The organism is Zobellella maritima (genome assembly GCF_003075035.1).
GTDB lineage: Bacteria > Pseudomonadota > Gammaproteobacteria > Enterobacterales > Aeromonadaceae > Oceanimonas > Oceanimonas maritima.
This window is the reverse complement of sequence record NZ_QCZE01000001.1, coordinates 446,307-461,681: the sequence shown is the minus strand read 5'-3', so window position 1 is coordinate 461,681 and position 15,375 is coordinate 446,307. Positions and strand designations below refer to the sequence as shown.

The 15,375-nt window shown below is 58.2% G+C and carries 11 protein-coding genes; 7 read left to right on the top strand and 4 right to left on the bottom strand.

Annotation, left to right across the window (positions count from 1 at the left end):
• Positions 1-16: 16 nt before the first annotated feature.
• The 5 genes from DCS96_RS02100 to DCS96_RS02080 all read left to right on the top strand — a co-directional run bounded on the left by DCS96_RS02100 (position 17) and on the right by DCS96_RS02080 (position 6,212).
• Positions 17-1,801, top strand: coding sequence for a GGDEF domain-containing protein (locus DCS96_RS02100; RefSeq protein ID WP_116472703.1), 1,785 nt, complete (start codon positions 17-19; stop codon positions 1,799-1,801).
• A 166-nt stretch (positions 1,802-1,967) separates the two neighbouring features.
• Entirely contained in the window at positions 1,968-2,990 is a 1,023-nt protein-coding gene (locus DCS96_RS02095; RefSeq protein WP_116472702.1) for an amino acid ABC transporter substrate-binding protein, read from the top strand.
• 62 nt (positions 2,991-3,052) lie between these two features.
• Positions 3,053-4,231: an amino acid ABC transporter permease gene (locus DCS96_RS02090; protein WP_116472701.1), complete on the top strand. Its 1,179-nt coding sequence runs from the start codon at positions 3,053-3,055 to the stop codon at positions 4,229-4,231.
• A gap of 1 nt (position 4,232) precedes the next feature.
• Positions 4,233-5,333 (top strand): amino acid ABC transporter permease, encoded by a 1,101-nt coding sequence (locus tag DCS96_RS02085; protein ID WP_116472700.1) that lies wholly within the window; start codon positions 4,233-4,235, stop codon positions 5,331-5,333.
• A gap of 126 nt (positions 5,334-5,459) precedes the next feature.
• Positions 5,460-6,212, top strand: coding sequence for an amino acid ABC transporter ATP-binding protein (locus tag DCS96_RS02080; protein ID WP_456300726.1), 753 nt, complete (start codon positions 5,460-5,462; stop codon positions 6,210-6,212).
• An 83-nt stretch (positions 6,213-6,295) separates the two neighbouring features.
• Here the strand turns inward: DCS96_RS02080 and yiaY are convergent, their stop codons facing one another.
• Positions 6,296-7,447 carry an L-threonine dehydrogenase gene (gene yiaY, locus DCS96_RS02075; RefSeq protein WP_116472699.1) on the bottom strand — a complete coding sequence of 384 codons (1,152 nt, stop codon included), beginning with the start codon at positions 7,445-7,447 and terminating at the stop codon, positions 6,296-6,298.
• Between the two features lie 468 nt (positions 7,448-7,915).
• A complete protein-coding gene (gene exaC / locus DCS96_RS02070) occupies positions 7,916-9,433 on the bottom strand; it encodes an acetaldehyde dehydrogenase ExaC (RefSeq protein WP_116472698.1) in 1,518 nt (505 codons plus the stop codon).
• A 239-nt stretch (positions 9,434-9,672) separates the two neighbouring features.
• Between exaC and DCS96_RS02065 the strand changes: the two genes are divergently transcribed.
• A complete protein-coding gene (locus tag DCS96_RS02065; protein WP_116472697.1) occupies positions 9,673-11,397 on the top strand; it encodes a sigma-54-dependent Fis family transcriptional regulator in 1,725 nt (574 codons plus the stop codon).
• A gap of 4 nt (positions 11,398-11,401) precedes the next feature.
• Here the strand turns inward: DCS96_RS02065 and DCS96_RS02060 are convergent, their stop codons facing one another.
• Both DCS96_RS02060 and DCS96_RS02055 read right to left on the bottom strand, forming a co-directional pair.
• Positions 11,402-12,118 carry a L,D-transpeptidase family protein gene (locus DCS96_RS02060; RefSeq protein ID WP_232818163.1) on the bottom strand — a complete coding sequence of 239 codons (717 nt, stop codon included), beginning with the start codon at positions 12,116-12,118 and terminating at the stop codon, positions 11,402-11,404.
• 105 nt (positions 12,119-12,223) lie between these two features.
• The gene (locus tag DCS96_RS02055; protein WP_116472696.1) at positions 12,224-14,896 is read right to left on the bottom strand and encodes an EAL domain-containing protein; all 2,673 of its coding nucleotides are present in this window, start codon (positions 14,894-14,896) and stop codon (positions 12,224-12,226) included.
• 239 nt (positions 14,897-15,135) lie between these two features.
• Between DCS96_RS02055 and DCS96_RS02050 the strand changes: the two genes are divergently transcribed.
• Positions 15,136-15,360: a hypothetical protein gene (locus tag DCS96_RS02050; protein WP_116472695.1), complete on the top strand. Its 225-nt coding sequence runs from the start codon at positions 15,136-15,138 to the stop codon at positions 15,358-15,360.
• Positions 15,361-15,375 lie beyond the last annotated feature (15 nt).

The following is a 15,375-nucleotide window of genomic DNA, read 5'->3' as shown; positions in this document are numbered from 1 at the left end:
ATGAAAATGGTGACTTATGACTGCCTTTGCCTTCCTGACCGACTCGCTCGCATCCCTGATTGTTCAGGGGCGACTGCATCCTCTGTTCCAGCCCATTGTCGATACGCGCCAGGGCAAGGTGATCGGTCATGAGGCACTGATCCGCGGCCCCGCCGGCCACCCGCTGGAGTTTCCCTGCGATCTGTTCGCCGAAGCCAAGCGTATCGGCATGCTGTCGGAGCTGGATCTGGCCTGCCGTGAAGCCGCCATGCGTGCCTACCGCCGGATGGACATGGATGGTTACCTGTTTCTCAACGTCAATCCCAATGTACTGCTGGACCGGCAGCACCCCAGGGGCTGCACCCTACGCCTGGCCGAGAAGCTGGATATTTCCCCCCGAAATATCGTGATTGAGCTGTCCGAACAGTATCCGATACATAATCCGGCAGACCTGCAGCAGGCGGTGCAGCGCTATCGGGAAGGCGGCTTCCTGATCGCCATCGACGATCTCGGGACCGGCTATTCCGGGCTCAAGCTGTGGTCGGAGGTTCAGCCCGATTTCGTGAAGATTGACCGTTATTTTATCGACAAGCTTGATCAGGACCCCATCAAGCGGGAATTTGTACAAAGCATGATCACCCTGGCGCGTGGCATGCGGTCCCGACTCATTGCCGAAGGCATAGAAACCGGTGAAGAGATGAAACAGCTGCAAAGCATGGGCATTCACAACTGCCAGGGTTTTTATCTGGGCCGACCGCAATCCACGCCTGTCGCCGAGGCCAACTCACCGCCCGGCCAGGCTCCCAGCCTGTGCCGCCACAAGGAAACTATCGCCACCCTGGCTCGCCCTGGCCATACCGTGGATATCAATACGCCGGTGCACCGGGTGTTCGAGATACTGCTGGCCAACAGCAAACTGTATTCCCTGCCGGTACTCGATCACGGACTGCCGGTGGGCATGGTGCGCCGGGAGCACATCATGGAGCTGTACTCCGGTTCCTATGGACGGGCGCTCTATGCCAACAAATCCGTCCGCCAGGCGATGGATACCAACCCCCTGGTGGTCGACTGGCAGACTGCCCTGGAGCGAGTCAGCAACCTGATCACCGATGATGACGACATGTCTGGACAGCAGCATTTTATCATCACCCGCCAGGGCCGTTATTACGGCCTGGCATCGGTGCGCGACCTGCTGCGCTCGGTGACCGAACTACGTTTGCTGCATGCCCGCTATGCCAATCCGCTAACCCTGCTGCCGGGCAATGTACCTATCTACCGGGAGATCGACGAGGCACTGCAGCAAGGCAAAGACTTCTATGTGGCCTATTTCGATCTCAATCACTTCAAGCCCTACAATGATGTCTACGGCTATGCCCAGGGCGACAAGGTCATCCAGTGGGTTGCCCGGCTGCTGCAGGAAGTGCTGGTCGATGCCGGCCAGTTTATCGGTCATGTGGGCGGTGATGACTTTGTCGCCGTGCTGGACGCCCATAGTGACTGGCAAGCTCAGTGCGAAATCATCATCCGGCGCTTTGACGCGGGTATCCTCGACTTTTACTCCGCCGAAGACAGGTTGCGGCAGGGCATAGAGGCTCGCTCCCGCCATGGCGAGCAGACCTTTTATCCGCTGCTGGGCATTGCCATCGGCGTGGTCCACCCGGACGGCCGCCACTGTCATAACCACGACGATATTGCGCCCCTCACCGGCCATGCCAAACGGCAGGCCAAGCTGATGCAGGGAAGCCACTGCTATGTCAGTGACAGGCGAGCCCCTCTGCGGGAAGCCCCACCGGCAGCGACTGAGCATTCCGGACAACAGTAACTGTTTGAGTCCACTGCGCTCTGGTCGCCATTTTACGACCCTTCTCAAAATTTTTCGGCTTTTTAACACCTTAGCCTTTGACTTATGCTAATACTCTATAGGGGCATCGGAGGTTCATATGCCTTAATCGAATAAAACGACCAAGATCTACAAAAGGAAGTGACGTATGACAAGAACAGGAAAAACCTCCCTCTTTATCGCCACTACCCTGGCATTAGGCCTGGCCCAGCAGGCACAGGCCGCCACCCTGGATACCGTAAAGGAGCGGGGCGAACTCAAATGCGGCGTCAACAGCGGTCTGGCCGGTTTCTCCAACCCGGATGACAAGGGCGCATGGCGGGGACTGGATGTGGATCTGTGCCGGGCCGTTTCGGCCGCCGTCTTCAACGATCCCGACAAGGTGCAGTTTATCCCCCTCAATGCCAAGGAGCGTCTCACCGCCCTGCAATCCGGCGAGATCGATGTGCTGTCCCGCAATACCACCTGGACCTCCAGCCGGGATACGGATCTGGGCGTGAACTTCACCGGCGTCAACTATTACGACGGCCAGGGCTTCCTTATCAGCAAGAAGCTGGGCGTCACCAGCGCCAAGGAACTGGATGGCGCCGCCATCTGTATCCAATCGGGCACCACCACCGAGCTGAACGTGGCCGACTATTTCCGCAAGAATGGCATCAGCTATACGGCCGTGGTGTTCGATACCTCGGATCAGACGGTACAGGGCCTGGAGGCGGGTCGCTGTGACGTGCTGACTTCGGATCTGTCCCAGCTCTATGCCCTGCGTACCAAACTTTCCAACCCCGACGACGCCATGGCGCTGCCGGAAGTCATCTCCAAGGAGCCCCTGGGACCTGTGGTACGTCAGGGCGACGACCAATGGTTCAACGTGGTCAAATGGACCCATTTTGCCATGGTCAACGCCGAGGAGCTGGGCATTAACCAGGGCAATGTCGACGAGATGCTCAAGTCGGACAACCCGGATATCCGTCGCCTGCTGGGTAACGATGCCGATTTCGGCAAGGGCATGGGGCTGAGCAAGGACTGGGCCTACCGCATCATCAAACAGGTAGGTAACTACGGTGAAGTGTTCGAGGCCAACGTCGGCCAGGGTTCACCCCTGAAGATTGAACGGGGTCTGAACGCGCTGTGGACCGAAGGCGGGCTGCAGTACGCACCTCCCGTCCGTTAACCGCCCGGGGACTGTGCCCGGCACAGTCCCCTCCTTATCCCTGATTGCGAGGATTGCGGCCTATGTCCTCAACCCCACATGCTCATCAAGTCCGCTTCTGGCGTGATCCTGCCAAACGGGCACTGATATTCCAGCTGATACTGCTGGCCCTGGTGGCCTGGTGCATCTGGGTCATCGTCGATAATACCCTAAGCAACCTGGCTACCCGGGGCATCACCACCGGTTTCGGTTTTCTGAATGATACCTCCGGCTTCGCCATCGCCCAGTCGCTGATCCCCTACAGTGAAACCGATACCTATGGCCGCACCTTTGTCGTCGGCCTGCTCAACACCCTGCTGGTGTCTTTCTTCGGCATTATTTTCGCTACCATTCTGGGCTTTATCCTGGGGGTGGCTCGCCTGTCACCCAACTGGCTGATCGCCAAATTCGCCTCAGCCTATGTAGAAGTATTCCGTAATCTTCCCCTGCTGCTGCAGATGTTTTTCTGGTATTTCGCGGTGCTGCGTACCCTGCCCGGCCCCAGAGACAGCCTCAATATCAATGACACCTTCTTCCTGAATGTGCGCGGCCTGTATCTGCCCGAGCCCATTCCCGGCGCGGGGTTTCATTTTATCTGGCTGGCGTTGATCGTCGCCATCGCCGCCTCGGTCTGGCTGGTTCGCTTTAACCATCGCCGCCAGGAAGCAACCGGCCAGCGGTTCCCGGCCTACTGGCTATCCCTGCTGCTGATAATCGCACTGCCGGCGCTGACCTTTTTTGCCCTGGGCCGGCCGCTGGAATGGCATTACCCCGAACTTAGGGGATTTAACTTCCGCGGCGGCATGACGGTAATCCCCGAGTTTCTGGCACTCTGGCTGTCACTGAGCATCTATACCGCCGCCTTTATCGCCGAAATTGTACGCTCGGGTATCCAGGCCGTATCTCATGGCCAGACCGAGGCAGCTCATGCCCTGGGGATCAAGGACAGCCTGACCCTGAGGCTGGTGGTGATCCCTCAGGCAATGCGGGTGATCATCCCCCCGCTGACCAGCCAGTATCTGAACCTGACCAAAAACTCCTCCCTGGCCACCGCCATCGGTTATCCGGACCTGGTCTCGGTGTTTGCCGGTACCACCCTCAACCAGACCGGCCAGGCGATAGAGGTCATCGCCATCACCATGCTGGTCTACCTGAGCATCAGCTTGTCGGTATCCTGGTTTATGAACTGGTTCAATGCCCGTATGGCCCTGGTGGAGAGATAAGATGTTCAAGGACTCACTGATCCCGGCGCGGGAAGCGCCACTCGCCAGTACCGGCCTGGTCGGCTGGCTGCGAGCCAACCTGTTCTCCGGACCGCTCAACAGCCTGGTGACCCTGGCCGGGCTTTATATCCTGTATCTGCTGCTGGTGCCCGTCATCGACTGGGCCCTGCTCAAGGCAGACTGGAGCGGCGCCGACCGCAGCGCCTGCACCAGCGGCGGTGCCTGCTGGGTATTTATCGCCAACCGCCTGCAGCAGTTTACCTACGGTTTTTACCCCACCGAAGAACTGTGGCGCATCAACCTGACCTTTGTGTTGTTTGTCGGGCAACTGGCCTGGCTGGCCTGGCCCAGTGCTCCGGCTAAACGCTGGATCGCCCCCTTCGTGGTATTGGTATTCCCCTTTATCGCCTTTATGCTGCTTTACGGGGGCTACTTCGGCTTAGCCATAGTATCGACCCATCAATGGGGCGGCCTGACCCTGACGCTGATCCTGGCAGTGGTGGGCATTGTCGCCGCCCTGCCGTTCGGTACCGTCCTGGCATTGGGCCGCCGCTCCCATATGCCGATCGTACGCAGCCTGTCGGTAGTGTTTATCGAGTTCTGGCGCGGGGTACCACTGATCACTGTGCTGTTTATGTCATCGGTGATGCTGCCCCTGTTTGTCCCCGAGGAACTGACCCTCGACAAGCTGGTCAGGGCCATGATCGGCATCATTTTCTTCCAGTCTGCCTATATGGCCGAGGTGGTTCGCGGTGGCCTGCAAGCCATTCCCAAGGGCCAGTACGAAGCGGCCGAAGCGCTCGGCCTGAATTACTGGAAGATGATGGGGCTGATCGTCCTGCCTCAGGCGATGAAAATGATGATCCCGGGGATTGTGAATACCTTTATCGCCCTGTTCAAGGACACCAGCCTGGTGCTGATCATCGGCCTGTTCGATCTGTTGGCAATAGTACAGGCAGGACTGTCAGACCCCAATTGGCTGGGCTACTCCACCGAGGGTTATGTGTTTGCCGGTCTGGTGTTCTGGGTATTCTGTTTCGGCATGTCCAAATACAGCCAGCACCTGGAACAGAAGCTCTATACCGGCCATAAGAAACGCTGAGTAAGCGATATGAGTATCGCCAACCCTCTGGTTATCACGCGCCCGGTCGTAGCTGACTGGGTTAACCTGATCAGACAGTTATTTTTCACCCGGCAGGGGTAGCATGAAGGCAGCAGGAGTGAAGTAATGGAACAAGAAAAACACGAAACCATGGTCGCCATGCACAAGGTCAACAAGTGGTACGGTGACTTCCATGTGTTGCGCGATATCGACCTGACGGTGACCAAAGGCGAACGTATCGTTATCTGCGGCCCTTCAGGCTCGGGCAAATCGACCCTGATCCGCTGCCTCAACCGACTGGAAGAACATCAGCAGGGCGATATCATTATCCGTGGCACGCCCTTGACCAATGACGTCAAGAACATAGAAACCATACGCCGGGAAGTGGGCATGGTCTTTCAGCACTTCAACCTGTTTCCCCACCTGACCGTATTGGAAAACTGTACCCTGGCACTGATCTGGGTGCGCAAGACACCACGCAAGGAGGCGGAAGAAATCGCCATGAAGCTGCTGACCCGGGTCAAGATCCAGGAGCAGGCCAAGAAATATCCGGGACAGCTGTCCGGTGGTCAGCAGCAGCGGGTCGCCATTGCCCGCAGCCTGTGCATGAACCCGGAGATCATGCTGTTCGACGAGCCCACCTCGGCGCTGGATCCGGAGATGATCAAGGAAGTACTGGATGTCATGATCGAGCTGGCGGAAGAAGGCATGACCATGCTGTGCGTCACCCACGAAATGGGCTTCGCCCGCACGGTGGCGGACAGGGTCATTTTTATGGACGAAGGTCAGGTTATCGAGGAAAACGATCCCGAAACCTTCTTCCATCATCCACAATCCGAGCGTACCAAGCTGTTCCTCAGCCAGATCCTGGGGCATTGACAAACATACCGTAGACCCCGACGCCGTCATGCCGGCCAGCGTAACGGACCGGCATGACGACTTAAACGGGGAGTCCCGGCTATTTAATAGGCGGCTTTGAAGATAGCCACCACCTGCTCATGGCTGGGCTGGATCGGGTTGGTCAGACCGCAGGCATCCTTCATGGCGTTGGTGGCCAGTACCGGGAAATCCTCCTCCTTCACCCCCAAACCGGCCAGACCGGCAGGAATACCCACCTTCTCCGCCAGGGCAACGATCGCCTGGATACAGCACGCAGCCCCATCTTCATCACTCAGATAATCCACGTCCTGGCCCAGGGCGGCAGCAATATCCTTTAACCGGGCACTGGCGGCACCGGCATTGAAACGCTGCACATGGGGCAGCAGGATGGCATTGCACACCCCGTGCGGCAGGTCGTAGAAGCCGCCCAGCTGGTGCGCCATGGCATGCACGTAACCCAGAGACGCATTATTGAATGCCATGCCCGCCAGCAGCTGGGCATAGGCCATCTGGTTGCGGGCCTCCATGTCGCTACCGTCCGTTACCGCCTTGGCCAGATAGTTGCCGATCAGGGTAATGGCCTGCAATGCACAGGCATCGGTAATGGGGTTGGCGGCGGTAGACACATAGGCTTCTACCGCGTGGGTCAGGGCATCCATGCCGGTGGCCGCCGTCAATGACCTGGGCATGTTTTTCATCAGTTGCGGATCGTTGACCGACATGATGGGGGTAACATGCTTGTCGACGATGGCCATCTTGATATGGGTGTTTTCGTCGGTAATGATGCAGAAGCGGGTGATCTCCGAGGCAGTACCGGCAGTGGTGTTGATGGCCACCAGCGGCAGCTGGGGCCGGGCAGACTTGTCCACCCCTTCGTAATCGCGGATATCGCCGCCGTTGCTGGCCACCAGGGCAATACCCTTGGCACAGTCGTGGGGCGAGCCGCCCCCTAAGGAGATCACAAAGTCACACCGGTTCTGCTGCAATACCGCCAGTCCGGCGCTGACATTGCCGGTGGTCGGGTTGGCCTGCACCTGGTCGAAAATGCTGGCCTGCATATCCTGTGCGGCCAGGGCCTGTTGCAGCTGGCCGGCATAACCCAACTCCACCAGCGGCTTGTCGGTGACGATAAGGGCATGGCGAAAACCGGACTGACGGAGATCGGCCACCGCCTGCTCCACCGCACCGGCGCCGATCACATTTACCGGTGGCATATAAAATGTTGCTGTCGTCATGATGCTTCCTTCATTTTTTAGAGGGTCAATAATCGGCCGTCCTCTCCTTTACGGCCGGGTAACCGTACTTTTGGAGGCTAAATAACTGTTCCTAATGGTGCTACAGAGATCAGGCCCGAATGCAGACTCGCCATGACCCCATCCCTGGGGGCTCCGCCGCGCCACTGACCGCCATGGATGGCGGGAATGCCGGAACGGCAGGAGCATTTTCCGGCCCTGGCGCGGAGGGTCTGCTTATCGGCGCCTGATCGCTGTCGCGAAATGTAGCGGTATTGGTATCAGTTATTTAGCTGCCAATACCTTGTCAGCCAGATAAGAGGGATGAGGTAATCACTAAAGGCAACCGTCGACGGCAGGGATGCCGTCGTCGAGCATACAAGGATGTACTTGCTGCGTGTTGCCGTGAGATTAGCCCATCCTGACTCCATCTTAACCGTCAGATATGGACACTAACGGCGCCAGTCACTATCAGAAAAAGCCCAGCGGGTTACTGTCGTAGCTGACCAGCAGGTTCTTGGTCAGCTGGTAGTGATCCAGCATCATCTTGTGGGTTTCGCGGCCGATTCCCGACTTCTTGTAACCGCCGAAGGCGGCATGAGCCGGATAGGCATGGTAACAGTTCATCCAGATTCGGCCGGCCTGTATGCCCCGCGCCATGCGATAGGCCCGATTGACGTCACGGGTCCAGACCCCGGCTCCCAGGCCAAACTCGGTATCGTTGGCGATGGCCAGCGCTTCGGCTTCATCCCTGAAGCGGGTCACCCCCACCGCCGGACCGAAGATTTCTTCCTGGAATACCCGCATTCTGTTATCCCCCTGGAAGATGGTCGGCTGAATATAGAAGCCGTTTTCCAACCCGTCGATACGGTTGGCCTGGCCACCCAGCAGCATCTGCGCGCCTTCTTCCCGACCGATGGTCATATAGCCGAGGATCTTGTCGAATTGCTCACGGGAGGCCTGGGCACCCACCTGGGTTTCGGTATCCAGCGGGTTGCCCTGCCTGATCTCGCGGCCGCGCACCAGCACCCGCTCCATGAATTCATCGAAGATGCTTTCCTGTACCAGGGCACGAGACGGACAGGTACAGACTTCGCCCTGGTTGAAGAAGGTGAGCAGCATGCCTTCGATACACTTGTCGACAAACTCCGGCTCATAACGCATTACGTCTTCAAAGAAGATATTGGGAGACTTGCCGCCCAGCTCCACGGTGGAGGGGATCAGCCGCTCGGCAGCCGCCTTCAGCACGTGCTGGCCGACCGGGGTCGAGCCGGTAAAGGCCAGCTTGGCGATGCCCGGGTGGCGCAGAATGGCCTCCCCCGCTTCCTTGCCCAGGCCGTTGACCACGTTGATCACCCCGGGCGGCAGCAGATCGCCGATAAGTTCCATCATCACCAGGATAGAAGCCGGGGTCTGTTCGGCCGGTTTGAGTACGGTACAGCAGCCTGAGGCCAGTACCGGTGCCAGCTTCCACGCCGCCATCAGCAGCGGAAAGTTCCAGGGAATGATCTGCCCGACCACCCCCACCGGCTCATGGAAGTGATAGGCGGCGGTGGTGGCGTCCAGCTCGGCGGCACTGCCTTCCTGGGCGCGTATGGCGCCGGCAAAATAACGGAAGTGATCCACCACCAGCGGAATATCGGCGGCCAGGGTCTCGCGCACCGCCTTGCCGTTGTCCCAGGTTTCCGCCACTGCCAGCAGCTCGCGGTTCTGCTCGATACGGTCGGCGATACGCAACATCAGATTAGCGCGCTCGGCCACTGATGTTTTACTCCAGCCCACGAACGCCTGTTGTGCCGCCTGCACTGCCAGGTCGATATCCCGGGCATCGGAACGGGGCATTTCACAGAATACCGCGCCGTTGACCGGCGAGACGTTTTCCATATAGCGGCCATTCACCGGCTCACACCACTGACCACCGATAAAGTTCTGATAGCGGGCCTTGAAATTAACCACGGCGCCGGCTTGACCTGGTTGCTGATAAATCATAGGGCTCTCCTTGCAGATACATAGCTTACTGACGTATGCGCTGATCAGCGCGTGCCAATAGACAAATGCAAGGCCGGTGCCAGTTGCTGTAGATCAAGATGAAAAGGTTAAAAAACCGTTACATTAATGGCATCAAAAGACTAACCTAAGGGAAAAATTTCTCCGGTTGGCACCGCCCCTGTCCACAAACCGGTCAGGGTGTTCGGTACAGGTGTTCAGTTTTTTAACAGGTATCAACCATGGCCATTACCACTGCGCTTTATCAGCCTCAGGATCTGCATTTACTGGAACGTTCATGGCAACGGAGCCGGGATTATGGCTTGAGCCACGGCGGGCAATGCGATCCCCGCTGCCTGTCTCGACAGGATCTGCAGTACAAGCAACAACAGCATGCCCTCTTGCTGCGCTACCTCGGCAATAGCCTGCCACTGTTCGAACAGTTGCAACACGGCCGCCACTGCCGGCTGATCTTCGCCGACGCCGAGGGCACCATCCTCTTTACCGCCGGCGATCCCCGTTTCGGCAACAAGGCCCAAAAGGTGGCCCTGGCCAGCGGTGCCAGCTGGCACGAACAGAGCATGGGCACCAACGCCATCGGCACCGCCCTGAAAGAGCAGCAGGAAATAAGCATACTGGGTCAGCAGCATTTTCTGGCCGCCAACCATGGCATCAGTTGCAGCGCCAGCCCGGTACTGTCACCCGACGGCGAACTGCTGGGGGTCATCGATATTTCCAGCGAGGCCGGTGAACACTGCCAGGATATGCTGCTGACCGCCCGGCTGATGGCACTATCGATAGAAAATGCGCTGGTGATGAATCACGACGATACCCACTGGATCCTGAACCTGGCGCCCGATGCGGGTAGCCTGCAGCAGCCCTGGTCCGGCATTATCGCCCTGCGCGAAGACGGACAGTTGCTGGGCGCTAACCGCAGCGCCCGCAACTGGTTACACGAACTGGATATTCCCGCCATGCTGACCGGCCTGAAACAAGGAGAGCTCACCCCCGTCGGCCAGGGTATGGCCCTGCTCAGCCGCCAGCCCGGCAGCCGGAGGCCCCCCCGCTCCCCGGCCCTGGCCAGCTCGGCCCTGGAGAGCAAGGCACTCAAGTTGATGGACCGCCAGATCCCCCTGCTGATCCAGGGCGAGACCGGCACCGGCAAAGACTACCTGGTTCGCCGCCTGCACCGGCAAAGCAGCCGGGCCCAGGCTCCGCTGGTTGCCATTAACTGCGGCGCCCTGCCTTCCGAACTGCTGGAAGCCGAGCTGTTCGGTTATCTGCCCGGTGCCTTTACCGGCGGCAGCAAGCAGGGACGGCCCGGCTATGTGCGCGCCGCCCACGGCGGCATTCTATTTCTCGATGAAATCGGTGAACTGCCGCTCGCCGCGCAAACCCGACTGCTGCGGGTGTTGCAGGAAAAGAGCGTCACCCCGCTTGGCAGCCATGTTCCGGAGCCGGTCGACTTCCAACTGATCGCCGCCAGCCACCGAGAGCTGACCACCATGGTCGGCGAAGGCCGCTTCCGCCAGGATCTCTATTTCCGGATCAATGGCTTTACCCTGACCTTGCCACCACTGCGGGAATACAGCCGTGATGACATCAAACAACTGGTAATGGCGCTGCTGGCCGAGCAGCAAGGGGGGGAGGCAAGCACGCTGGATGATGCCGCCATGGCGATACTCTGTGATTACCCTTGGCCGGGCAATATCCGCCAACTGAAGCAGGTTTTGGAAGTGGCCGCGGTTCTGGCCGATGACGGCCGGATAGGCCCGGCCCATTTACCCGAGCTACCGGCCTTTGATGGCCCGGACCCCGCCCCCAGGGATTTGAAAACCCAGGGCGAGCAGCTGATAGCGCAGACCCTGGCGGAATGTAACGGCAATGTCAGTGCCGCCGCCCGCAGGCTAAAGGTGAGCCGTACCACCCTGTACAGCAAGCTGAAGTCGCTTGGGGTGAAGCCCTAGTGGATTAAATATCGTTTTTAGGAAAGCGTTCGAACTCCTGCCTGATCTGCGCGTACAGCTCCGGCGCCCACCAGGGCAATTCGGGCGCGATACCGTCCATCGGCCTGCTACGGGGGTCATGCGGTGCTATCACTACCGATACCTGCTCCAGGCCGATGGTATTGACCAGCACAAACAGCTCTTCAATGGCCAAATCGCCCACGGCCAAACAGCCAACCGACTCGGCCTTGCCATGAATAAAAATATTGGATCCGGGTCGACTGCGGCCCTCTTTTGCCGCCCGCATCAGATCGTAGCTATTGGGATAATTCAGCTTCATGGATAAATGAAACTGGCTGTGGGGATTGAGATCGGTGATCTTGTAGATGCCTTCGGGGATTTGCTTGTCCCCTTCCCGCAACTTGGGCCCGGGCCCACCACTGGTCTTGCGAATGGGGTAGCTGCGGATGAACTTGAAATCACCGCCGGCATTACGGCCCCACAATTCCAGTGCTTTTTCTTCCTTGGTTGCCAGCAGCACCGCCTCCAGGGGGGGATAAGTGACCCCGGCCCCCATAAAATAGGGCTTCATGCGCACCTCGGCCAACGGGCCATAGGAGGCCACAACCCGGTCGATGGCATTGTGGTAATCATAGTTGGAGGAAAGGCGCTCGGCCGAGGCAGGACTAAGTAAACCGGCAAAAAGCAAGGTGGCAGCAGACACACCGAAAAACAGACGCATAGATAATAACAGGCCCAAAATATAAGTTACTGAAATGATAGCCCGACTCGGCGACCGTTGGAATCTGCCCGGAAAAAAATCCTGCTCTGACGCGCCCGTCATCGCCTATGCCAAGCCTGGCAAACCGGTTTCATTATCCGGCTCGAAAATGGGCAGGCACCGCCCCTGATCGGCGTCGATCATCTGCTCCAGCAGCTGGGCCGGCTCGGGTCGGGCAAACAGGTATCCCTGATACAAATGGCAACCGCTGGCCAGCAGAGTCTGTCGCTGGGCCTGGGTTTCCACCCCTTCCGCAATCACTTCCATTCCCAGAGAGCGAGCCAGCGCTATGATGGTACGGACAATCTCCAGGCTGTTGTGATCGTCCGGCAAAGCCCGCACAAAAGACTGATCAATCTTCAGTTGATCCAACGGCAGCTGTTGCAAATAGAGCAGGGAAGAATAACCGGTGCCGAAATCATCCACCGCGAAACGCACGCCCCTGTCCTTGAGCATCGTCATCCGGGCGATGGCGGTCGGCATATCGTTCAGCAGCATGGATTCGGTCAACTCCAGCTTCAACCGTGCCGGGTTGGCGCCGGTTTGAGCCAGTACATCCAGCACCTCCTCGACAAAGCCGGGCCGATACAGCTCCGAGGCACTGAGGTTCACCGACAGCGTCAGCTCGGCCAGTGCGGGCTGTCTCGACCACACCGCCAGCTGCTCGCAAGCCAACAGCAATACCCGACTGTCTATCCGCCCCATCAGGCCGGCCGACTCCGCCACTTCGATAAAGGCCCCCGGTGCCAGCAGTCCCCGTTCGGGGTGGTACCAACGCACCAAGGCCTCGGCACCGCTCACTCCCTGATGTTCGCTCACCTGTGCCTGCAGATAAATGCCAAATTCGTTTAGCTCCAGTCCGCGAATAACATCTTTCTCCAGCTGCAAACGCCGGGTTACCGCGGCCTGCATATCGGCATCAAAAGAACACAGACGGCTCTTTCCCTCCGCCTTGGCCTGGTACATGGCAAGCTCGGCCCGCTGCAACAACTCCTCCAGCGGCGGCGGGTCACTGTCGAACAGCACCAGTCCCAGGCTGGCACTGAGGTGCAGACTGTTTTGCTCGAAGACATAGGGTTGTAACAGGGTATCCAGCAGGCGACCAGCCATCTGCTCAAGCCGGCCTTCCTCACCTCCAGGCTGATGCGGCCAGTCGGTCAACAAAACGGCAAACTCATCTCCTCCCAGACGGGCCACCGTATCGGTTTCCCGTACCGCATTGCTTAACCGCTGCGCGACCTGCAACAGGGTTTGATCGCCTGCACCGTGTCCCCACAGATCATTGATGTCCTTGAAATTATCCAGATCAATATAGATCAGTGCACCGGAAACCTGGTGACGGCCACTCGTCTGCCCCTGTTTCAGGCGTTCCGCCAGCAGGCGACGATTAGCCAGGCCGGTGAGCACATCGTAGAATGCCAGCCTGTTAATCTGCTGTTCATCCGCCTTGCGCTGACTGATATCGCTGATGGCGGCCACATAATGACTCACCTGGCCCTGTTTGTTTTTTACCGAGCTGATCGTCAACCACTGGGGGTAGACTTCACCGGACTTGCGTTTGTTATAGATTTCACCCTGCCAGTTACCGGTGCCTTGGATACAGTTCCACATCTGCTGGTAAAACGCCGGCGTATGTCGACCCGAGCTCAGCATACCGGGCGTTGAGCCCAGCACCTCTGCGGCCGTATAACCGGTTATTTCAGTAAACTGACGATTCACCCGCAGGATACGATTATCGGCATCCGTGATCAGCATGCCCTGAGAACTGTCAAAGGCCGCCGCCGCCACCCGCAGTTCGGTTTCAGCCTTCACTCGCTCGGTGATATCACGCACTATCATCACCACCGCCGACTGCCCCTTGGGCAAACCGTGGAGTGTCTGGGCGTGCCCTTCACATACCCTTCCCCCTCCGGGGCCATCCAGCCGATAGACGATGGAATGGGGGGTATTCCTGGCCAGGGTGTCACGGATAAACGCCATGACCCGCTCGGCCTCCGCCGTAACCAGCAGATCCTGCACCCGCCGACCTCGATGACGCACCGACTCCTCTGGCCGGGAGGCCGGCGCTGCCGAAGCCACCTCCAGGTAATAGCCTTCATCGTCGATGACCAACAACTGATCGGGAATGGCACCGGTAATGGCCCGCAGGCGGGCTTCACTGGTAGAGAGCGTCAACTCCATCTGTCGGTGATTTTGAGCATCCTGCAGCACCAATCCAAGCAGCACTATCAGCGCCACCAGCATCAAGGGCACAACAACAGACCGGGACTGCAGCCAGATTTCTGCGGGCAGAGATAAGTATGACAGCTGTTCACCGCCATAGATCACCAGGCTCAACAGCAACAATGAGCGGATATTCAGCTTCAGCCAGCCCTGCCCTATGAGATAGCGCAGCACAAGCCCGGCCCCGGAGGCCCAGGCCATAAGGAGTATGCCTGGTGGCGCCCCGACGCCTCCCAGCCACCAGCGATAGGCCGCCGCCATCAGCCCGGCCATGACGCCGACCACAGGCCCGCCAAATAACCCGGCCATGGCCAGCACCACATCACGGGCATCCAGCAGTACACCCGGGGCCATAGCATAAGAATTCCACATGCACACAATGGTCATGGAACCATACAAGAGCCCGGAAACCAATCGCCTGGCCCATGGACGGCCATCCCATAGCCTGACGTTATAGGTCAGCAGCCAGCACAGGGCCAGCAGCAACACGGCTTGCTCAATAAAAGACACTATCATCGAGAATAAGGACTAACGGTGAGATCTGTGGATTTGATCAAACAATCAGAACAGGCAAGGATTGTTATTGTCTGTGTGATGGCCATGGGATTTTGGTTATTTTAATTTGGGGAAAGACCATAAAAAAAAAAAGGCTTAAGGTAAAGCAGAATTTTTAATCAACGCAAAAAGGTAGCTTCCCAACCCCGTCCTGTTTTTTGTACTAGACTTCAGGGTCCCGGCATCGAAGGAGAAACAGGATGACAGAATTCGTGGATTTAACTAACGAGACCTGGGATGAACTGCATGACAAAAGAAAAAAGCTGCGAGAAGCCAGCGACAACTACGATCAAAAAGTCCAATCGCTAAGGGAGGGTAGTTGCAAACGGGAAGATGTGGTGAAAGCCTTCCATCAGAAGCAGCAGGCACATACTGCACATGCTGAGGCCTTCCACCGTATTTTCAAGGTACCGGACATCGTTTAGGCATTGACTCCCAAC